This is a genomic window from Siphonobacter sp. BAB-5385 (assembly GCF_002261125.1).
Taxonomy (GTDB): domain Bacteria; phylum Bacteroidota; class Bacteroidia; order Cytophagales; family Spirosomataceae; genus Siphonobacter.
Window position 1 is genome coordinate 78,940 of the sequence record NZ_NMPS01000212.1, and the last position, 22,194, is coordinate 101,133.

A 22,194-nucleotide genomic window follows, 5' to 3' on the forward strand; every position below is an offset into this window, starting at 1 on the left:
TATGCTTGTAAAGTAGCTGCTTCGCTTAAAGTCAGCTACGGATCTTATTAAAACAGAATTTCGTATTTGATCGCGTTGGTACTCACCGGCATCAGCAGCTCCTGACGATTGCCGGATTTGCGTAAGGTTGCACCCGTCACGCGGACGTAATACGACTTGCCGTCGATGGCATACAGACCGGGCTGTACCTCTACGATGTCGCTACCCGTGGCTACGAGGTGGTACAGATTAGCCGTCGGATTTTTCACTGTGATTTCGCGAACGAGGTATTTATTACCTTCGGCCGGACGGATTTTATCCGATACTTCGCTACCGAAATAGGTGTAGTTGAAGGTCGGCAGACCCGCTTCATCCACGTCATAACCCAAGGGCTTGTACGTGCCGCCTTCTTCGGGCAGATTCTCCGTCCAGGCTTTGGAAGAAGAACTTAACACGGCAAAATCAGGAAAATCATTGAAAGAAGCCAGTACGCCACGGGGCCGTGAGGAACCATCCCCCCGGTCGTGCCACATGGGTGTAGCATCCAGGAAATCGCCTTTCCAGGCTTGTACCAACGCTCCGTTGTCGAGATCAAAGGTGTAATGCAGACCATCGGCAGAACCCACCTGTACGGCGTGTACAATCCGCTTGCGTTTGCCATCGGGGTAAATGTCCATGAAGCTACGGGTAATCGTATTTTCACGAGCATCAATCAAAATGGGGTCCGTCGATGGATTGGTCAGCAGGGAAGCAGGAGCCGTCAGGCTCGTATGCCGCACACCGGGACCCTCCACTTCGAGGGCTAAGCCGGGGCGTACCCATTCGTCGCGTTTGACGTAGGCAATTTCTACGTTCGCCGTACCGGCGGGCAGTTTAATCGTCCCGGCATTGTACTGACCGGGTTGCAGAAATCCTTCTTTCACAACAACCTGATTGTTGACTTTCAAACGAGCCGTACCACCCGCTGAAAGGAAGAATCGGTATTCACCCGCCGTAGGAACCGTAAGCTTACCCGTGTACAGCAGGCCAAAGTTGTTCGTCTGGTTAGTGACGTCCCAATTCACTTCCGAAGGCGTACCCGTACTGGTCGATTTCAGTTTGGAGAAATCGGGAATCTGGGCGAAAGAATCGTTATTGGAAGGCTCGTAGGCTTTGAACTGCGTACCTGTCAACTGAATTTTTTCGTCACCGTAGCTGCGGTAACGGAGATTACGGAAGGCAATCGCCCCGTGATCCCCTTGAATCATGATGGGTCCTTTGGCGGCTTCTTCTTCCGAGATCGGGCCACCCGTCGGTCCGGAAAGTTCTACGTTTTCCTGAATGGTAATGCCGTTCAGCGAAATTTTCAACACCTTGGCGTTGGCAATTTTCTTACCGGAAGCGTCAAAACGAGGAGCCTGGAATGAGATTTCCATGTGTTGCCACAGACCAGGAGCCTTACCGGCATTGATCCGGGGAGCGTGTCCTTCGTACATACGGCCCGAAGGCAGTTCCCGGCGTTTGTAAATTCCGCCCACGTCGCTGTCTGAAGGAGCTTTCACGCCCCAGCTGTCGAGCAATTGAATTTCGTACCGACCCTGCAGGTAGAATCCGGAGTTCGAATGCGAAGCCATCATGAAGTCAAACTCCAGATCAGCATCCCCGTGTTCGAACGTAGTCAGCAGATTCGCCCGGTTGTTGGCATCGGGCTGGTTGACCAGCACGCCCGAACCGGCTTTGGTGGTAAGTACTTCTTTTTGCTGCAAATCGGCCGCTACCTCACCGACAATTTTCCAATTGCCGGCTTTCGTAGGACGAAACGCACTCATATCGGTCAGTGAAAGGGTCTGGGGAACCGTACCAAACTGAGCGAAAGCCGCCGCGTTTAGTCCGGCCACAAGCCACCCGGCAGCCCACAGCCGAAGAAGAGGTCTTTTCATAGTACTGTTGAAATGTTGGTTAGCAATGAACTTGCAAATCAAAGCAGTGAAGCCCACATTCCAACTATACTGATACCCACTTAACAATAAATAATCGAATCTAACCTACTTTAATTAAAATACGACTGGTTTCCGCTAAAGCTGTACAAGTTAAAATTTCGCCTTGGGCCAGCTCCCGTTCGGTCAGTACGTCATTGATGGTCATTTTCACCCGGCCTTCCAGACACTGAGCCACGCAGGTACTACAACGCCCACCCCGGCAACTATACGGTAACGAAATGCCCGATTTGAGAGCCGCCGTCAGCAGGTACGTTCCAGCCGGAACTTCGAGCGTATACCGTTGGTTCCGGTACTCGATTTCAACCTGACTTGCCAAGCCAAAGCCTTCGGGAATAGCGGGTGTTTGCGGGGGAATGACAAAGTTTTCCTTACGAATCGATTCGGCTGGGAAACCCAGAAATAGCAGTACAATCCGGACGAGTCGCATGAAATCTTCCGGGCCACAGAGGTAGAAAGCAGGCTGATTACGTGTGGGATCCAGATGCCGGGCCAGCAACTTTTCAAAAAGGGTATTGTTGAGGCGGCGGGCCCGTTCATCCGCGGGCGGATTGCTATACAGATACTCGATGGTCAGTCGCTCCGGAAATTGCTGCGTGAGGGCATCCAGCTCGTCTTTGAAAATCGTACTACTTCGACTGGTATTACTATAAAAAAGTACGATCCGACGCTGCGGCTGCTGATACAAAGCCGCTTTGATCAGCGAATAAATGGGCGTGATGCCGCTACCTGCCGCTACAAGGAACAGATCCGTATCCGCCTGCGAATCCAGTGTAAACCGGCCAGCGGGCGGCAGGCTTCGTAGCGTATCGCCCACTTGCAGGTTCTGTAAAAGCCAGCGGGACACTTCACCATTAACGACCCGCTTGATTGTCAGACTGAAGCTTGTATCTACTTCCGGCGTGGAGCTGATGGAATACGAACGCCGTAGCTCGTGTCCCTCGTGCTGCAAGAGTAGCGTCAAAAACTGGCCCGCCTGATACGGTACTGGCAAGCCATCGACCGGCTTGAGCACATACGTTTTGCAATCAGCCGTTTCGGGGCGTATGGCCGTTACTTTCCATTCAATCCATTCAACCTTTGAATCCATTGTTTATCTTACGTTAATTTCTGGGCAAAACCCAACCTATCGGGCAAACGCTGTGTCTTAAAGGCGATTAGATATTTCAAGACAGTTGAGTCCGCTTTTCCAGCGATTGATCTGATTTTTACAGCAATTCATTCGCTAGCTTTTTATCATTTTTTTAACATCAGCCAATTTTGTTCCAGACTATGGGTTTCAGAAGCGTCCGTTTACCAGATTGTACTAAAAAATTTTAAGACTCGTGGGGGTAAATCGCTTTCTGACTGTCCTACTGACGATGTTCAGCTTATACACGGTCTTTAACTTCAGGTAAAACAATCCACCCCATGAAAAGGATAAAAAACGGTTCGCTTGAGAAGACACCCCACCAACGTATAACTATCTGTTCCATAGCGGTACTCCAGCACCTTCATGAAACCGTACCTCCTTTATACTTCTGTTATTTTCCAGACCTGGCAGATTAACTGTTACATGCCCCGGTCTGTTTGGATGATGAGGTGCTTCTAACCCTCCTTTTCTGTCAATCGTTTCCTACGGATTCATCCAATTTTTACAGAGCGTTTCTAACCGGCTGTTCATCACCAGGTCTTTAGTAAACGTCCTGCTCCCAACGCGTTCATTACCCCAAGAACTCTATCCATTACCGATCCCGTTGTCCACACCTGCCATGTATCATTTCCCTAAACTTCCTTTTTCCTGGATACTACTCTGCTCATTGAGTGTACTGCTGAGTTTTACGCTGGCAGGTCAGTCTCCCACGCACGAGGTTTCCGGTCAGATTACTGATCAGAAAACGGGCCTGGGTATTCCCTTTGCTTCGGTGGGTGTACTGGGAAAACCCAACGGCACCGTCGCCAACGAAGAAGGTCGTTATCAGCTTCGCTCCAGTCAGCCCCTTGATTCACTACTTATTTCAGCGGTGGGTTACCAGACGACCCGGGTAGCCGTCACGGGGTCTTCGCTTTCGATTTCCCTGCTCCCCATGGCGGCAACGCTGGGTGAAGTAGTCATTCGGGCGGGTGAAAACCCGGCTTTTCGGCTATTGCGGGAAGTGGCAACCCGCCGTTCACAACACGATTTTCAGCAACAGCCCGCCTATACCTATCAGGCGTACAGTCAGCTTACGGTAGGAATCAACAAGATCGATGAGCATTTTCAGCAACGAAAACCCGTTCAAACTATTCTACAGGCCTTACCTAAATCCGAACGGCAGTCGGGCAACCTTCCGGTATTTACTTCCGAAACGCTGTCGAAAATCTACGCTCGTCACCAACCGAACCTGAGCAAGGAAGAGATTCTAAAGACCAACATCAACAGCGTCGGAATTACGGACGACAGCTTTATTGCTCTCTTCACCGGAGCGGGTTTTAATACCCTCAACTTTTACGAAAATCAGGTCAGCCTGTTTCGGAAAGAATTCATGTCGCCCCTCTCCTCTCACGGACGGCAGGCCTATACTTACTTTCTGGCCGATACCACACAACTGGAAGGCCGCTCCTGCTACGTCGTTGAATTCGACCCCAAGCGTAAACACGACCTGGTTTTTGAAGGTCGCCTGTTTGTGGACACCCTCACGTATGCCCTGGCGGGCATTGAGGCTCGTCTGGGGCCCGAAGCAACTATTAATTACATCGAAGGAATGGACCTTTCCATTACGTATGAACCCACTTCAACGGGTGTCTGGGTGCCAACGCTCACGCAGGTAACGGTTCAGGCAGGTGAGGTAGTCAAACACACGTTCGGAGCGATGGTCGCCTACGCCATGGCGTTAACTGATTTCAGCGTGGAAGAGCCCCGTAGCATTCGATTTTTCGATACGGAAGTAGAACTGGCCACCGATCGGCAGCAGGATAGCGAAGCCTTCTGGCAACAGCACCGGGAGCGAATTCCTTTCAGTGAACTGGAGAAAAATCGCCAGCTCGTGGATACCATTCGGAATGTTCCCCTGATTAAGGCCGCCACGCAGGCCGGTGAATTTGTGTACAAGGGAGGTTATGTGCCCATAGCCAAAGGTCTGGAACTGGGTTCCGTATTTTCAACCTGGGCCTACAACCGCCTGGAAGGTCACCGGCTTCGGCTCGGCTTGCAGACGAATGCCCGCTTTAGTAAAACCTGGCAATTTCTGGGCTACATGGCCTATGGCTCCCACGATAAAGTCTGGAAACGAGGTGGAGAAATCCGGTTTATTCCCAGGCGTTCGCCGCTGACCCTTTTTACCCTCCGGCATACGTACGATCTGGAACGACTGGGGCTTCGCCTGGAGCAACTCGCAGATGACCCCATGTTGAGAATTATCAACCGATTCGGCCATTTCAAAAAAGCGTATTACCTGCGAGAAAACGTCCTGACCGCCCAGCAGGATTTAGGACCCAATTTCACGCAGACAGTGGGCGTTCGTCAGCAATGCATGGATTTCCGCTTTCCCATCTTTGTCCCGCTGACCGATCAGTCGATAGCCAGACTAGGCAAACTCTGGAGTCGGGAAGTTTTTCTGGAAACGCGTTACGCACCAGGTCGTCTGCCCAACCGACGGGTGACCAGCCGACGCGTCCGGCAGCGTCCGACGGAAACGGCTCCTGTTGTTACGCTTCGCTATCAGTATGGTACGTTGTATCAGCCCAAAGGATTGGCTACGCCCTATGAGGCTACGTCTTACCAAAAATGGCAGTTGCAACTTGATCATGCCATTCGCTGGGGCATTTGGGGACGAAGCCATTACACCCTGCAAGCGGGCTATACCCCTTCAACGTTACCCTATCCTTTGCTGGAAGTGCATCAGGGCAATTCTACGCCCTTTTACAATCGTAATGCTTTCAATCTTATGAACTACGCCGAATTTGTGAGTGATCGGTACGTGTCGCTGGCCGTGGAGCATAAATTTGAAGGACTGTTTACGAATCGCATTCCCGTCGTTCGTGACTGGGGCTTACGAAATTTTATCACCGCAAAAATCCTCTACGGTCAGCTTAGCACTGCCAACCAGCGACTCTTACTGGACCTGGAACGAAAGCCGGTTATTCATACCCTCCAAACCTTGCCCTACGTAGAAGTAGGGTATGGTTTCTCGAACGTATTTCGGGTAGCCCGCATCGAAGCGATGCACCGCCTAACCTATCGAGATAACCCACGTATTCAGCGTTTTGGGGTAAAAGTCTCGTTTCAGTTGAGTTTATAGCCCGTCTATTTCCCTTTCAACGATTTTCTGCTTTCGTCATAACGGAACATTTGACGTTGTGTAAGAGCCTGAGCCGCTATTCCACTGTTTAACCTTTCAGCCAGACTCGCTCCGGTAGCCAGCCTGACTGAGATGTATAAGCATTCGGAAAACACCTGCTCATCCCTGACCTGGTCAGAGTCGGGTAAATAGCCTGTCGTATAGCGATGGGGTAGGCGAAAATTAGCCGGATTCAGTAAAAAATAAATGCTCCTGCTGACATAGGGTTGTCAATACCCGGTCTTAGGTTTGCTTCAGAAGATTTACAGCATACCTGTGTCAGGCTGGGGTTTCGTACGGTCCGGTAGTTCATCACGAAAATTCGTCCCTCTATCCTAAAAGTATAGGTTGGTAAAGTCACCGGTCTGACTTTTGAAGTCTCATCCTTAACGCTATGAATCCATGATTGTTATGCAGCGTCCGCTTCGGCGAAGTTTTCTCATCCTGAAAAAAACTTCGTAGCTTTGAACGATTCCAGTTCGGCCTATTCTTAACCAATCAACGATTCCTCTCACTACGAGTATGAGCTTGTAAGAACTCGGGGGTTATGCGTCCATCGCCCCTATCCGGCCTCATCCCCGGACCCATCATCTTCGGAGTACTATTCATCCAACGAATCCTTTCAACGGGATTTAACGCTTAAGCCGTGTTTCGGTTCCTGACCGAAATACGTTCAACACAACCATATCCCATGAAACCACTCATTCTGATCCGATGGGGCACGCTTTGGTGTAGCTTCATTGTCAGTTTTACGGGTTTGTGCCAGCAAACCTTCACCCTCAAAGAGGCTGTTGATTACGGGGTCAAAAACAATCGCAATGTTTCCAATACCCAACTGGATGTAGCGATCGCCCAGGCTCGTATCGGCGAAATCAAAGCCACGGGTCTACCCCAGGCCAGCGTAGCACTCGGGCTTTCGCATACCATCAAACCCCAGCCTTTCTTTATGCCACCCGGTATGAGTTTCATTCCCGGTGAGCCCGCTCTGCCGGGCGACGAAGAACTGGCCCTGGCGTTAGGTGGCGTTCGTTACAATTCCAATGCAGTCGCTAATCTGAACTGGCTGTTATTCAGCAGTTCGTATCTGCTAGGTCTGAAAGCCGCCAAGGTGTATACGGAATTGGCTAACAAGAACCTGACGGCCAGCAAGATTACCATTGCTGAAAACGTAACAAAAGCGTACTACTCCGTACTCGTCAACGAAGAACGGCTGAGTTTGCTGGAAGTAAACGTGCACCGGCTGGATACCCTATTGCGAGATACGCGGGCTTCGAACGTGGAAGGCCTCGTTGAAAAAATCGACGTACAACGAATTGAGGTCCAGCGAAATAACCTCGTTACGGAACAGCAGAATGTACAGCGATTACAGGATCTCGCCTACCTGCTACTCAAGTACCAAATGGGTTACCCACTGGATCAACCGATGGCCTTAAGTGAAAAGCTGGCCAAAACGGAATTCAGCGAAGCGATGATTCAGCAGGTCAAGAAACCCTTTCAATACGCGGACCGCATTGAGTATTCAACCTTGGAAACGCAACGCCAGCTACAGGTACTTGACGTCAAGAATGTCAGCCGCAGTTTATGGCCTACGCTTTCGCTGACGGGGAATTATGGCTTTTATAACGGTCGGCAAACCATTGCCCGCTTTGTTACCCGCCCCTGGCTGGACGCTGGCTCGATTGGCTTCGCCATCAACATACCGGTGTTCGATGGGTTTACGCGACGGTACAAGCTTTCCCAGTCCCGTAGTAACCTCCTCAAGATTGATAACAGCATGAAACTTCTTGAGCAGAGCATCGACTTGCAACTCAGTCAGTCGGAAGTACAGCTTCGTAACTACTGGTTTACGCTAGGGGAGCAACAAAAGAACCTCGATCTGGCTCAGGAAGTCCTGCGGGTTACGCAAATCAAGTACCGGGAGGGTGTAGGTTCCAACATTGAAGTCATCAACGCCGAAGCCAGCTTCCGGGAGTCTCAGACCAATTACTACACTGCCCTGTACAATGCTTTGGTCGCCAAAGTTGACCTGGACAAAGCCGCGGGTAAACTGTACACCGAATAACGGACTCAATTCATCTCTTTACACACGGAAACGATTCTCATGAAAGTCACATACCTACTTGCTATTTCCCTCTTCGTTGTTGCCTGTTCCCAGAAAAAAGAAGGGCTGGAAGGCAAAAGAGCCGAACTGGCTGAATTAAAGAAACAACAGGCCGAGCTAACGGGCCAGATTAAAACGCTGGAGGGTGAAATTGCCAAGCTTGACCCCAAAAAAGCGGAAGAAACCAAAGTGAAGGCCGTCTCGGTAACGCCGCTGCAACCCAGTACCTTCGAACACTTGATTGAGGTGCAGGGTACGGTGGATGCGAAGAACAACGTGCAGGTAAGTCCCCAGGCTTCGGGTGTTATCAAGGCCATTTACGTCAAGGAAGGCGATGCGGTGGGCGTGGGTACCCCGCTGGCTAAAATTGACGATGCCATTCTGCGGGAATCCGTGGAGGAAACCAAGAATCAGCTTTCCCTGGCCAGTACCCTGTACGAAAAACAGAAACGCCTCTGGGATCAGCAGATCGGTACGGAGATTCAGTATCTCCAGGCTAAAAACAACAAGGAAGCTCTGGAAAAACGGATTGCGACGCTGCAGGTACAACTCAATCAGTCGAAGGTTACTTCTCCCATCGCTGGTACGGTCGATCAGGTCGATGGCAAAGTGGGCATGATGGCGACACCGGGGGTAAGCATCCTTCGCGTGGTCAATTTGAGCAGTCTGAAAGTAATGGCGAAAGTGGCCGATACCTACGCCGCCAACATTCGCCGGGGCGACGCCGTGACCATCAAGCTCCCGGATTTGAACAAAGAAATGAAAGCGAAACTCAGCTTTGTTGCCACTACGGTAGATCCACTCTCGCGGACCTTCACCATTGAAGCGACCCTGCCTCCCAGCAAAGACCTCAAACCCAATATGTTGGCTCAGGTACTCATCAATGATGTCACGAAAACCAATGCACTGGTAATTGACCAGAACCTGATTCAGAATACGGAAAACGGTCAGATTGTGTACGTTGCCGCTACTGAAGGCAACAAGAAAGTAGCCAAAGCCCGCCCCGTGAAAACCGGCCTGAGCTACAGCGGCAAGATCGAAATTACGGAAGGCCTGCAAGCCGGTGATGCCCTCATTACGGTGGGTTACCAGGAGTTAACGGACGGACAAGCGGTTAGTTACTAACGAAACGCGGGGCCTGTCTCCGCGTTCTCTCAACCATCCAAGCAATGAAATTTGAAGAATACAAAACCCTCGGTTTTACCAACTGGTGCGTAGAAAACCGAACGACCGTATACATCTTCACGGTCATCATTACGCTGGCGGGGTTTCTGGTGTACACGAACCTGCCCAAGGAGCAGTTCCCGGACATCAAGGTCCCGCAGGTGTACATCAATACGGTCTACTTCGGTACGGCTCCGGCGGATATTGAAAACCTGATTAATAAACCCATCGAAAAGCAGTTGAAGTCGCTTTCGGGGGTGAAGTCGGTCAAGTCGAATGCCTTGAATGATGTGTCGGTCATTCTGGTGGAATTTTTGCCGGAAGTGAACTCGGAAGTCGCCCTCCAACGCGTACGCGACGCCATCGACAAATCGAAACAGGATTTACCCGCCGAACTCGATGCCGGACCGACGGCTCAAAACGTCGAGTTTTCGGAATTTCCGATTATGAACGTCAACCTGGCGGGGAATTTCCCCTTACAGAAACTCAAGGATTACGCCGAGGATTTGCAGGATGCCATGGAAGGGCTGCCCGAAATCAGCCGCGTGGATATTGTCGGAGCCTTGGAGCGGGAAATTCAGATCAATGTGGACTTGCCCCGCATGCGATCCACGGGATTAAGCTTTTATGACATTCAGCAGGCCGTTCAGGGTGAAAACATCAACATTTCGGGCGGCGAGTTGAATGTGGATAACGTGCGGCGTACGCTTCGCGTCAAAGGTGAGTTTACCGACGTAGCCCAAATGCGTGAACTGCAAATCCGTACGTCTACGGGAGCAACGGTTCGTTTGGGCGACGTAGCCGATGTACAGGACAGTTACGAAGAACGGCAGGATTTCGCCCGTCTGGACAACAAGGCAGTCGTTACGCTGAACGTCATTAAACGGGCCGGAACCAACCTGATCTCCGCCTCCGAAGGCATCGAAAAAATCATCGAAGAGTACAAGCAGGATCGTTTTCCGGCGGGTTTGAAGGTACAGATTACCGCGGATCAGTCCGAGCGAACCAAAGCCGACATTCACGATTTGATCAATACCGTCATCCTCGGTTTCATTTTCGTAGTACTGGTGCTGATGTTCTTCATGGGCGTTCGGGATGCCATTTTCGTGGGACTTTCGGTACCGCTGTCGACGCTGGTGGCTTTCGTTTGCTTCCCGCTCGTAGGTCCGCTGATTGGCTCGGCGTTTACGCTGAATACGCTCGTACTCTTTGCCTTTCTACTCGGCTTAGGAATCGTGGTGGATGATGCCATCGTAGTGATTGAAAACACCCACCGCCTCTTCAATCAGCACAAGGACTGGGACATCAAGCAGGCCGTCAAAGCCGCCGCCGGTGAAGTATTCGTGCCGGTACTTTCGGGTACCCTCACGACGATTGCTCCCTTCTTCCCGCTGCTATTCTGGCCGGGCATTGTGGGTGAATTCATGAAATTCCTGCCCATCACGCTTATCATTACGCTGTTTGCTTCGCTGTTCGTTGCCTACGTGATGAACCCCGTCTTTGCGGTAAGCTTCATGACCCGGCACGACGATGAACACGGCGAGCACGTACAGAAACAACACTGGCAGGAACTTCGCAAACCCACGTTTGCCATGCTGGCACTAGCACTGGTAGGCTATTTGATCAACCGGGGTGTGGGTAACTTTTTTGTGTTCCTGTTGCTGCTGTACTACTTCAACCATTTCATCCTGACCCCGCGAATTCTGGTTCCTTTCCAGGAAAACACGCTACCGAAACTGCAACACGGCTATCGGCGACTGGTCAGCTGGGTGATTCAGGGCTGGCGTCCCGTAGTGGCCGTTGTCGCGGCCTTCAGCTTGTTGATTGTAGCAATCGTCGCCACGGCGATTCGGCAGCCCAAAGTGGTCTTTTTCCCCAGCGGCGAGCCCGATTACATCTACATCTATAACGTGATGCCGGTGGGTACGGATGCCGTCGTAACCGATAGCGTCACGAAGGAAATCGAGCGGCGGGTCTTCAAGATTCTGGCGGATAATCAGGCTACGAAAGCCGTCAACTCCGTTATTTCTAACGTGGGTAAGAATGCGGGTGACCCTTTCAACCCCGACCGTTCGGATACGCCGCACAAATCGAAAGTGACGGTTGCCTTTGTGAAAAGTACCGATCGTGGGGATATCTCTTCGCAGGCCATTCTGGAAAAAGTACGCAACGCCATGCAGGGCATTCCGGGTACGGAAATCTCAGTGGAACGCGAGCAGAACGGACCGCAGACAGGAAAACCCATTCAGGTAGAAATTGCCGGGGATGAATTCGAGCCGCTGATGAAGATTGAAAAGGAATTTCGGCAGAAGCTCAAGGAATCGGGCATTACGGGGATCGATCAGTTGAAATCCGACCTGATTACTAACAAACCCGAAATCATCGTACAAATCGACCGGACCAAGGCCCAACGCGAAGGCATTAGCTCGCAACAAATTGCCGGAGCCATCCGTACCGCCTTGTTTGGTCTGGAAATCAGTAAGTTTCGGGATGCCAAAGATGAGTATCCGATCATGCTTCGCCTGAAGCCCGACGACCGTAGTCAGATTGAACGCTTACTGAGTCAGGACGTGGTGTACCGCGATATGAACCTGGGTGGACAACTGCGGCAGGTACCGCTGTCGTCGGTAGCCAACATCAGCTACTCCACCACATTCAGCCAGATTAACCGAAAAAACCAGGAACGCGTCATTACGCTGAGTTCGGACGTAGTTCCCGGAGCTAACGCCAACGAAATCAACGTTCAGCTCCAACAGGTCATTAACCAGATGGAATTGCCCAACGGCTATACGATGGCACTGGGCGGTGAACAGGAAGCTCAGGCCGAAACCTCCAACTTTCTGGGCGGTGCGTTTCTGGGAGCCATTCTGCTGATTTATCTGGTACTGGCTACGCAGTTTAACTCGGCCGTTAAGCCCGTCATCATTTTCAGTACCATTCTGCTCTCGCTGATTGGCGTACTGCTGGGCTTTACGATTTTCAACCAGACGTTTTCAGTGATCATGTCGGGCGTAGGGATTTTCGCTCTGGCGGGGATCGTGATTAAAAACGGTATCCTGCTGATTGAATTTACCGAAGAATTGCGACAACGGGGCTTCCCGCTCCGGCAGGCGATTATTGAAGCCGGTGGGATTCGGATGACGCCTGTACTGCTCACGGCTTCGGCGGTGATTCTGGGTCTGATTCCGCTGGCCATTGGTCTGACGGTAGATTTTGCCAGCTTCTTTAGCGATTTCAACCCGCATATTGTGATCGGTGGCGATAGTGCCGTGTTCTGGAATATCCTGGCCTGGACGATCATCTACGGGGTTATTTTCTCGACGGTACTGACGCTGATCGTGGTGCCCTGTCTGTACTACATCAACGAACGGGTACGGATGAAGTGGTTCGGAAAAGTGGACCCGGCCGAGGGAAAACCCTTACCGGAATCCGCTGAGATGGCGATTTAATTTTTCCTTACAATCCCCGGCCAAGTAGCCGGGGATTTTTCTTTTGCTGCTGAACGTAGGCCCACGCGGCCGGAATGGCAATCGCCAGGGTTTTACTGATTCCGGCATACGAAGCCCAGGCCTCCGACCAGGAATGGCCTTTCAGCCAGGGATACACGACTTCCATACCTACGCCAATGCCCTGCATTATTAGAGCATAGCCTAAGAAGTAAACGAAATAGCGTTGGAGCGAACGACCTCTTTTCATACGCCTATTACTGAAACAGGAACATGACTAGAATACAAACCAGGTTATGTAAGCCATGCTGTCCTACACCATACCAGAATCCGTACCGCATCCGGGTGTAGCTCAGTAAACAACCGCTGATCAATTGGGGTAAGGTGACCAGCGGGTACAGCAACAGCGGAACGTGTGTATAGTTACTCACGTGAACGAAGCCAAACATCAGTACCGAACCGTAAAATAGCAGGGGAAAGATTCGGGAAAAGAAGGGATACAAAGCCGCATCGAGTCGATGGATTCGCGTCCGGCCCAGTCCTTCGATCAGGATTCCGATTACTAAATACCCCAGCCAGAAATAAAGCACCGGCATGGTCCATACCGGTTGCAGGACGACAAACAAGCCATAGAGTGGCAAGGCACTCAGCACATACAAGGCCTGGTGGGGACTGCGTAACCAGCTCCGAAATAGAAATTCTTCCAGCAGCGGAGCAATCCCTACGCCCGCCAGCAGGGCCATCGGCAGATGCTCAAATAACTTCCTGTATTCCGGACTCAGCTCGGTTTCTTCCAGCATGCCCTGCTGTCGCAGAAAGGTCAGCAGCAGACCCACAACCGCCGCCAGGAAGAAATTCGCAACCGTCAGTAACCCCACCTGACGCACCCGGATAGCCAGCGATGAATCAGACGAAGCCCGTACCTTGGGGTGGCGGAGAAATCGCAGTACATCTTTGAAGAGGGCTTTCGGTGAAAAAGAACGGTGACCCGCGTAGGTCGTTTTGAAGGTGTACGAGGAAAGTAGCAGCGTTTTCATGCGTAGGTCTTGGGTTTAGAGGATCGTGGATTTACGGAAGGCCTGTACCAGTGTTGTCACCAGTACGAACAGCAAAAGGGCCGGGAGAATGATATTCAGAACGCTGGTTGCTCCCCAGTACCCGAGGTTGTACCAGATGGACTTATCCGTACATTTTCCGAAGTCCATGGTAGCTAGTTTCTGGCTACCCTGAACCAGTTTTACCAAGATTTGAAGGGTCAGTACAGCCGTGGCTAATTTCAGACGAATGGCAGTGTTCATGATTTTTGAATGGTTTGTGTGTGATTGATGATCCAAAATTGGCCGCTCTCCGGGGCTCAGAAAAGTTAAGATGACTAAGTCCGCCTACGCCGTGACGAAGCCGGGTTACACCGGGTAAAAGGCTTCGTACCGCCGAATCGGGGATTCGTCCAGTGCGATAGGATTCGTACAAAGGCTACGGGGATTCATCCATTCGCACGGGGGGTTGATCATACAAACCCGTCGACCATTCCTTTTCTGCGTACTTTTGATTTTCTCTGAACTCCTGCGTATGCCCCTGTTTATAAAAGCGTTGCCGAAGTGGTTGGGACTAGTCGTGGCGTTTGGCCTGTACGGGCTGGTGTTTTACGGATTGATCGTTGCCGACGGAGCTACTTATTTACGGAACTACGCTCTGGTTTTTATCAGCTCGAGTGTATTGTTGTTTGTCAGTCAGTATTACGTCTGCCTCCCCTACTGGCAGCAAAGCAAACGGGCGGAGTTTCTGCTGGCTACGCTCCTGCTACTCGGAGTCTGGACCGCGTTCCGTTCCTGGTTCCTGTTGCAGTATACCCCGGTCGATCGACTCCTTTCGACGAATTCCGATGCCCAGCGGGGCTTCAGGGATGGGTTGATGGAAAGCAAACCGGCCTTTGCTCCCGTGTTACCTCAGATCGTCGGGATCCTGCTGAATCTAGGCTTAACGCTACTGGAAGGACTGATTTTTACAGTATTAATTCTTTGGTATCAACGGGGCAGGAAGCCCTTACCGCTCTTTTCCAAACGGCTGGGTCAGTGGATACAGCCGTCAAAAACCAGCAGTCTGGTCTTAGGTCACCTGCTGGGCTGGGTAGCGTATCTGCTCCTTTCCAACCTGTTTGATTTCTTTCGAAAAACGTTTTATCTGCCCATGGAACTGCTCCTGCTGGTTCCTACGGTAGCAGCCTTTTACCTCTGCTTACGCAGCAGTTTCCGTTTTTTGTCCCAGAACCGGCTGATTGTAGCCATGGTTAGTGCCCTGAGTATTGGGGTAATTTCGGCCATACTGAAAGGAATTCTCTTCGGTATCGCCGTGAAAGCGGGTTGGCCGCCGTACCTGGATGGCATTAACGTGTTGGCGAACCACGCGAACTTCCATACGATTTCCGTGGCTAAGCTTACCGGCTATGGCATGGCCCGTACCTTGTCGAGCGAAGCGTATCCCATTCTGATCAGCTTTATTTATGGCTATGCCCTACAGGCCGTACGGGATCAGCAGAAGCTCCGTCTCTTGAGTGAAGAACGGCAAAGGGAAATCCAACGCCAGCAACAACTCGAAAATGAAGTCACCGCGGCGAAACTTCAAACCCTCCGCTATCAGATCAACCCGCACTTTCTCTTCAATAGTCTCAACTTTCTCTACGCTCAGGCTCTGCCTTTATCCGAAAATCTATCCCGGGCGACGCTGCTGCTTTCGGAAATCATGCGGTATGGCCTGCAGGAATCTGAAGCGAAAGTACCGCTGGAACAGGAAGTACGACATTTACAGAATTTTGTGGATTTCAATCAGTTGCGGTTCGCCAATCGCCTACAGGTACAGTTTACGATGGAAGGCAGTCCCGCCTTTCGTCGTATCATGCCCCTGCTTTTGATCACTTTTGTAGAAAATGCGTTTAAATACGGCGAGTTACACGACCCTGGTTTCCCTTTACAGATTAACTTACGGGTTGATTCCGAAACGCTTTCCTTCTTCGTTCGTAATAAAAAACGGCAGGGACCGAAGGAAGAATCGACGGGTATTGGGCTGGATAATATTCGCAGGCGACTCGAACTGGCTTACCCTTCCCGCTATACGCTGAATTTACACGATCAGCTCCAGGAGTATACCGCTGAACTTCAGATCCAACTCTAATGCATCCATTGAACTGCCTGCTGGTCGACGACGAGCCCGCTGCTCTCGACATTCTGACGCACTACGTCAATCAGACGCCTTTCCTGAAACTGGCGGGGCGTTGCCTGGGACCGATTGAAGCCCTGCAAAAAGTATATAGTGAACCCATTGACCTGATTTTTCTCGACATTCACATGCCCGAGCTTTCGGGGCTGGATTTTATCAAGGTACTCAACGGCCGGGCTAAAGTGATCCTGACCACAGCTTATAGTCAGTACGCTCTGGAAGGGTATGAACACAACGTGGTCGATTACCTGCTCAAACCCGTAGCGTTTGACCGGTTCCTCAAAGCCGCCCAGAAAGCACTGGACCAGCGTTCGTCCTTAACGCCACCCAACCCTACCGTACCTACGCAAACCGTCGAGGAAGATTACATTTTCGTCAAAGCCGATAACCGTACCCAGCGAATTACGCTTTCCGACATTCAGTATGTGGAAGGGCTGGGTAACTACGTAAGCATTTACACGGATCAGGGCCGCGTGGTCACCTTACTGACGATGAAAGAAGTGGAAGAACGCCTGCCCGAACGCCGCTTCATGCGGATTCACCGGAGCTATCTGATCGCTCTGGATCGTCTCCAGTACATTGAAGGCAATGAAGTATTCCTGGATAAAAAAACGGCGATTCCTTTGGGTGAAACGTACCGGGAAAAGTTTTTCAAAGCCCTGGAGTCTAAGACGTTAAATAAACGTTAATGCAGGTCGTTGCTGCCTAAACTGGAGAGATAACTCCTAAAACCAGGCAGACCACCCGCCCTAAAGGAGCGTGGGTGGTCTGCGAGCAATCCTTCACTTTCTTACGGAATGGCGGCGTAACGAACGAGCCTTCCTTACCAGCCGGGGTTTTGAATCATCGCCTGATTTTTATCCACTTCACTTTGGGGAATGGGCCACCAGTAGTGCTTATTTTCAAAAACTCTGGTTTCAAAAGTGGTTCGTTTGAAGAAACTTTCGTCGGTTGCACTGGAGCCCAAATCAACGGACATGCCCTCAAAACTTCCCTTTAGCTCCGAGGCCTGTTTCCAGCGACGTAAATCGAAATAGCGTAATTGTTCGTTAGCCAGTTCAATCGCCCGCTCATGCTGAATTTTCTTACGAAACTCGGTTTGCGAAAGACCGGAGGCCAGAGCCGGAAGCCCCGCTCTTGAACGGATTTTATTCACATACCCAATGGCATCAGCGGTTGGTCCTTCCAGTTCATTAGAAGCCTCGGCGTACATCAAATAAATATCAGCGAGCCGAATGTAGGGGAATAGTTTCGCCCGGTTCCGGTTGGCGATCGGATCACTGACAGGGTCTATGAATTTACGCAGCAGATAACCCGTCCGGGAATGATCATCCCGGCCCACTTCCTTGCCGTCTTTTCCTTTGTAAAAGAATTCCGCTTTGGTATTGTCCCACCAGGGTGCTCCGGAGTAGTTGACCGTTACGTAGAAACGAGGCTCACGGCCCACGTACATGTTCCAGGTTCCTTTGGGGGCGTAAGTCGTAGCCTGTTGGGAGAAACCCGTTTCCACGTAGCCCGAGCCCGACTCCGTGATGGCTTTTCCATTCGCCATTTCATATTCATCGACTGCCTTTTGTGTAACCGCTACGCCATTCCATCCACCTTTACTGCGTAACATACAGTGTCGATCCAGTACCAGGGAATTACCCCCGTCCAGATTCCGTCCCCAGATCATTTCTTCATTGGCATACTGGCTGATAAACAATCCTTTGTAGGAAGCCAGGGGATTGACGGCTCCTTTATCATCCAGTACGGTATACAGATTATAGATGCCCAGATCGATCACGGCCTTGCTGGCTGCCTTGGCCAATTGCCACCGCTCTTTATTGTAACTAGTAGGAAACAATGCTTTTCCATCGCGGTTCACCAGTCCAGCCAAGTCAGGGTTTCCGTTGACTAATGGACTGGCAGCCCAGAGCAGGATGCGGGCTTTCATCGCCAAAGCCGTTCCTTTGGTAGGTTTCCCAGCCCAGATGTTCTCATGTTTCAGGGGCAAATCGGTGGCCGCCTCGTCGAGGTCTTTCAAAATTTGGGTCAGGCACTCGTCGAACGTATTACGAGGAATATTGAAGGTACTGGCTTCAAAGGATACCTGATCCAGAATCAGCGGAACCGGCCCGTATAATTGAACCAGATTCATGTAATAATAGGCTCTCAAGAATTTGGCTTCAGCCTTGTAGAGCGTCTTGTTTTGCGTAGAAATCGGGGCTTTATCGACATTATCCAGGAAAATTGCAATTTGCCGGAACGACTGATAGTAATTTTTCCAAAGGTTCGTCACCAGACCCGTGGTTGGATTCCAGTTACCTAAATTCATATCGTAGCTAGGGTAATTACTGCGATTCCAGGTAATGTCTGTATCATCGGCCAAGCCATTATACGGGAGATCCGTCCAGAAGTTATAGCTGGGTAAATACGCGTAAATGCGATACAGGAAGTTCTCCGTATACTGACGATTGGCGAACGTAACTTCCAGCGATAGAAGCTCATCGGGGGCTTTATCCAGGTACTTTTCGCAGGAAGTAAACAGGCTAACGGTAACCAGAATCAGGAATCGTACTACTATCTTTTTCATACATTTAATAGTCTTAGAAGTTCACATTGAGGCCCATGTTGATAACGCGTGACGGCGGATATTTTCCAGCACCGTCGCCGCTCTCCGGGTCATAGAGTTTGATCCGATCCCACAGCAGTAAGTTCAGGCCATTCACATACAGCCGGATATTATCAGCCTTAATCCGTTGAGCCCAGAGTTTCGGAATTGTATAGCCGAGCTGGGCGTTTTTCAGGCGTAAATAATTACCATTGATTTGCCAGAAGGTACTGTTGCGATAGTTGTTGTCATTGTTCCCAGGATACAGTCTTGGGAACGAAGCGTTAGGATTGGGATTTTCTGGGGTCCAGCGGTCTAAAGCTACCTGCAGGACATTCCCAAACTGGCCCTGAGCAAAAGGAATATAGCCCTCGTAGTTGCGGAACACGGATACGTTACCTACGCCCTGGAATAGAAAAGACAAGTCAAATCCTTGATACGTGAAGGTTCCTCCAAAGCCGTAAACCATTTCGGGAATGTTAGAAAACCCAATGGGCTTTTCATCATAGATATCTATCGTTCCGTCGTTATTCGTATCCCGGTACTTGACATCACCCGGAACCACCGTCGAGTTAAAAACCTGTTTGGGGCTGTTGTTGATTTCTTCCTGACTGCTAAAGATTCCTACAGCCTCCAGGCCAAAAGGCTGACCAATTCGCTGGCCCGTCCGACGTAAATAATCATAGCGGCGTGAAGGTTCGTCGTTATGAATAATGCGATTACGGGCAAACGTATACGTTCCTTTCAGATCCATTCGGACGGGACCAATGGATGTTCGATACGTCAGGGTCGCATCAATGCCTTTATTGTCTACGATTCCGATATTCGCATAGGGCAGCGACTGAATTCCTAAAAGGTCGGGCACCGTTCCGCGTTGAGTAAGAATATTGGTGCGGTGCTCCCGAAAAAAGTCAAGCATCAGGGAAATTCGATCTTTCATCGCACGCAGTTCCATACCCACATTCGTCTTGCGAGAAGTCTCCCAGGTAATATTGGCATTACCAATGGCATCTTCCATAATGCCTCCGATTCCATTATTGAACTCGGTTCCAAACAGGTATCCATCGGTTGTTTTTAGGGTAGTCAGGTACATAAACCGCTGGTTGTTGATCTGGTCATTCCCTACAATCCCGTAAGAACCTTTCAGTTTCAGGAGCGAAATAAAGGGCACGTTATTCTTGAAGAAAGGTTCATCCGAAACGACCCATCCGCCGGAAAAAGCAGGAAACAAGCCAAATCGCTTACCCCGTGGAAAGTTTTCTGAACCATTATAGCCAAAGTTAATTTCGGCAAAATACCGCTCTTTCCAGCCGTAGGTAGCTCTTCCGACCAGTCCCATCCGTCGGTAAGGCAAAGAACCGATGGCTGAACCAGCCGTAGCCTGCCGGCCACCCTGATTGTATAGAAGCATCCCCCCCACGTCATGCCTTCCAAAACTGCGATTGTAATTCAGGCTTGCTTCCAGGTAACTGCGGTTTTCACCCCAGGTATCAATACCGTAGCCTAAAAACTTGTCTCCTTCGGCCGTCAGATTGTAAATCGGCTCGCCGGTAGTGGGGTCATTCTCGGCAGAAACCAGCCACGTTTCAAAGTTTTTCTTACGACCGATATTATTACTACTATAGCTATCAAAAGCAAAACGCCCCATCGCACTCAAGCCTTTCGTTAATCGGCCGAGATTATACTTCAGTCCAAAGGTTCCCTGCGTAGTTCCTCTAAACTCGGTTGCGTAGCCGGTTTGCGTCAGTCGGCCGTAGGGATTTTGCTGGGCAGAAGCAACGGTACCTGGTATACGTCCATCCGGATATACCATCGGATACAGAATCGGGGTTGCTTTATTCATCAGGTTGAAAATCTCCTGAGTCCCTGTTCCGGGAAAATTCCGGTTTTCCGTAATGCCCGTAATGCCAATGCTCAACTCCAGATCTTTACTAAGATTGATATCGACATTGGTTCTCAAATTGAAGCGACGGCGACCTAGATTGGTTGAATAGGCGTTGCGGGGATCTTCAATGAAAAAACCTTTGTCATGGAAATAGGACGTAGAGACGAAGTACCGTACCGTTGTATTTCCACCCGAAATGTTAAGGTTTACGTGCTCCTGACCCGCCGAACGCTTCATGAGCTTCATCCAGTCTACGTTAGGGTATCGGAGGGGATCGCTCTGGTCTTTAATTTTCTGCAATACCTCGTCGGTAAAAGGCAGGGGTAAGTCAGCATTCCGGTTCGCTTCATTATACAGCGTAGCGTAGGTGTATCCATCTACATATTCGGGTAAACGAGTCGGACTTAAAAACCCTTTTTCTACGGTAAACGATACCTTGGGCTTGCCCCCGGTTCCTTTACGCGTGTTTACCAACACCACACCATTGGCCCCTCGTACCCCAAACACGGCTGTAGCAGAGGCATCTTTGAGAATGGTAAAGCTCTCGACTTCGTGCGGGTCAATGTTGTTGAAATCCCGTTCTACCCCATCGACGAGTACTAAAGGCGACTGGTTCGAGCCAAAAGTACCCAGGCCCCGGATCCAAATGTTGGCCCCATCGTAGCCGGGCTCCCCCGAACGCTGCACCGTAACCAGCCCCGCCATACGTCCACCCAGGGCATTACTCAGCAGAGCCGTTGGGCTTTGCTTCAATTCACGCGTAGTGATGATGGACTCTGATCCGGTGAAGCTTACCTTCTTTTGTTCACCATACCCCACGACCACGACCTCCTGTAAGGCTTTTTCATCGGGTTTAAGCTGCACGTTCACCAGTGTTTGACTGCCGAGAGGAATTTCCTGTTTGAGATAGCCAATGGAGGTTATTACTAAAATGGCGGATGAACCCTCCGGTACCGACAACTGGTAGTTCCCATCGTTATTGGTATTGACGCCCACGTTCGTACCCTTCACCATGACATTGACGCCGGGTAACGCCTCGCCCGTTTCAGAGGTAATCTGTCCACGAACGATCCGATCCGGTAGGGGTTGAAGCTCCACGGATGGCAAAGGAGACCCTCTTTCCTGGACCGACATAGCGAGGACTGAAGCGGGTGTAGTGACGGTTGAGGACAGGACCCGACTCAGTACAATGTTTCCATTGATGACTTCATACTTGATTTGCAAGGGGATAAGCAAGCGATCCAGAATGTTTTTTACCTTTTCACGTTTGCTGACCAGGTTCACTTTCTGATCCAGTGCAATGACATTTTGACTATAGACAAAATGCAACGAAGCCCGTTTTTCCAGCGATTGAATCGCTTGTTTCAGGGTAATATTGGACCAGTTGACGGAAATTATTTTTTCAATTTCAGGCTGAGCATGGGTTACTTCTGCTTTCCCAATGCTGACCAGAAGTAAGAAGAAAAGCTGCATGCGTGCGATCCGCATAATTTTTCCAACGAATGGTGAAATAAGGAGATTTTGCTTCATAGATTTAGG

General features: G+C 50.5%; 13 protein-coding genes. 6 read left to right on the forward strand and 7 right to left on the reverse strand.

What is annotated here, in order from left to right; genetic code table 11:
* Positions 1–47 precede the first annotated feature (47 nt).
* Positions 48–1,898 (reverse strand): family 16 glycoside hydrolase, encoded by a 1,851-nt coding sequence (locus tag BWI93_RS20735; protein WP_094814835.1) that lies wholly within the window; start codon positions 1,896–1,898, stop codon positions 48–50.
* A 100-nt stretch (positions 1,899–1,998) separates the two neighbouring features.
* Positions 1,999–3,045, reverse strand: a complete 1,047-nt coding sequence (locus BWI93_RS20740) for a ferredoxin--NADP reductase (protein ID WP_094814837.1) — start codon at positions 3,043–3,045, stop codon at positions 1,999–2,001.
* Positions 3,046–3,706: 661 nt separating this feature from the next.
* Between BWI93_RS20740 and BWI93_RS20745 the strand changes: the two genes are divergently transcribed.
* From BWI93_RS20745 to BWI93_RS20760, 4 genes are all read left to right on the forward strand, one after another.
* Positions 3,707–6,214, forward strand: coding sequence for a DUF5686 and carboxypeptidase-like regulatory domain-containing protein (locus BWI93_RS20745; RefSeq protein ID WP_094814840.1), 2,508 nt, complete (start codon positions 3,707–3,709; stop codon positions 6,212–6,214).
* Positions 6,215–6,944: 730 nt separating this feature from the next.
* Positions 6,945–8,315 carry a TolC family protein gene (locus BWI93_RS20750; protein WP_094814842.1) on the forward strand — a complete coding sequence of 457 codons (1,371 nt, stop codon included), beginning with the start codon at positions 6,945–6,947 and terminating at the stop codon, positions 8,313–8,315.
* A gap of 39 nt (positions 8,316–8,354) precedes the next feature.
* On the forward strand, positions 8,355–9,479 hold the full coding sequence (locus BWI93_RS20755; RefSeq protein WP_094814844.1) for an efflux RND transporter periplasmic adaptor subunit: 1,125 nt from the start codon (positions 8,355–8,357) through the stop codon (positions 9,477–9,479).
* 44 nt (positions 9,480–9,523) lie between these two features.
* Positions 9,524–12,967, forward strand: coding sequence for an efflux RND transporter permease subunit (locus BWI93_RS20760; protein WP_094814846.1), 3,444 nt, complete (start codon positions 9,524–9,526; stop codon positions 12,965–12,967).
* Between the two features lie 7 nt (positions 12,968–12,974).
* Here BWI93_RS20760 and BWI93_RS20765 read toward each other — a convergent pair whose 3' ends face one another.
* From BWI93_RS20765 to BWI93_RS20775, 3 genes are read right to left on the reverse strand one after another with little or no spacing between them, the layout of a single operon-like run.
* Positions 12,975–13,214: a hypothetical protein gene (locus BWI93_RS20765; RefSeq protein ID WP_141217549.1), complete on the reverse strand. Its 240-nt coding sequence runs from the start codon at positions 13,212–13,214 to the stop codon at positions 12,975–12,977.
* Between the two features lie 7 nt (positions 13,215–13,221).
* A complete protein-coding gene (locus BWI93_RS20770) occupies positions 13,222–14,001 on the reverse strand; it encodes a CPBP family glutamic-type intramembrane protease (protein WP_094814850.1) in 780 nt (259 codons plus the stop codon).
* Between the two features lie 15 nt (positions 14,002–14,016).
* Positions 14,017–14,262, reverse strand: coding sequence for a hypothetical protein (locus tag BWI93_RS20775; RefSeq protein WP_094814852.1), 246 nt, complete (start codon positions 14,260–14,262; stop codon positions 14,017–14,019).
* Positions 14,263–14,533: 271 nt separating this feature from the next.
* Here BWI93_RS20775 and BWI93_RS20780 point away from each other — a divergent pair, with 271 nt between their 5' ends.
* Positions 14,534–16,132 (forward strand): sensor histidine kinase, encoded by a 1,599-nt coding sequence (locus BWI93_RS20780; RefSeq protein ID WP_141217550.1) that lies wholly within the window; start codon positions 14,534–14,536, stop codon positions 16,130–16,132.
* The gene (locus BWI93_RS20785) at positions 16,132–16,866 is read left to right on the forward strand and encodes a LytTR family DNA-binding domain-containing protein (RefSeq protein ID WP_094814856.1); all 735 of its coding nucleotides are present in this window, start codon (positions 16,132–16,134) and stop codon (positions 16,864–16,866) included. Before BWI93_RS20780 ends, BWI93_RS20785 begins: the two co-directional genes overlap by 1 nt.
* 134 nt (positions 16,867–17,000) lie before the next feature.
* Here BWI93_RS20785 and BWI93_RS20790 read toward each other — a convergent pair whose 3' ends face one another.
* Together BWI93_RS20790 and BWI93_RS20795 are read right to left on the reverse strand one after the other, a co-directional pair.
* The gene (locus BWI93_RS20790) at positions 17,001–18,752 is read right to left on the reverse strand and encodes a RagB/SusD family nutrient uptake outer membrane protein (protein ID WP_094814858.1); all 1,752 of its coding nucleotides are present in this window, start codon (positions 18,750–18,752) and stop codon (positions 17,001–17,003) included.
* 13 nt (positions 18,753–18,765) lie between these two features.
* The gene (locus BWI93_RS20795; protein WP_094814860.1) at positions 18,766–22,185 is read right to left on the reverse strand and encodes a TonB-dependent receptor; all 3,420 of its coding nucleotides are present in this window, start codon (positions 22,183–22,185) and stop codon (positions 18,766–18,768) included.
* Between the last annotated feature and the right edge of the window lie 9 nt (positions 22,186–22,194).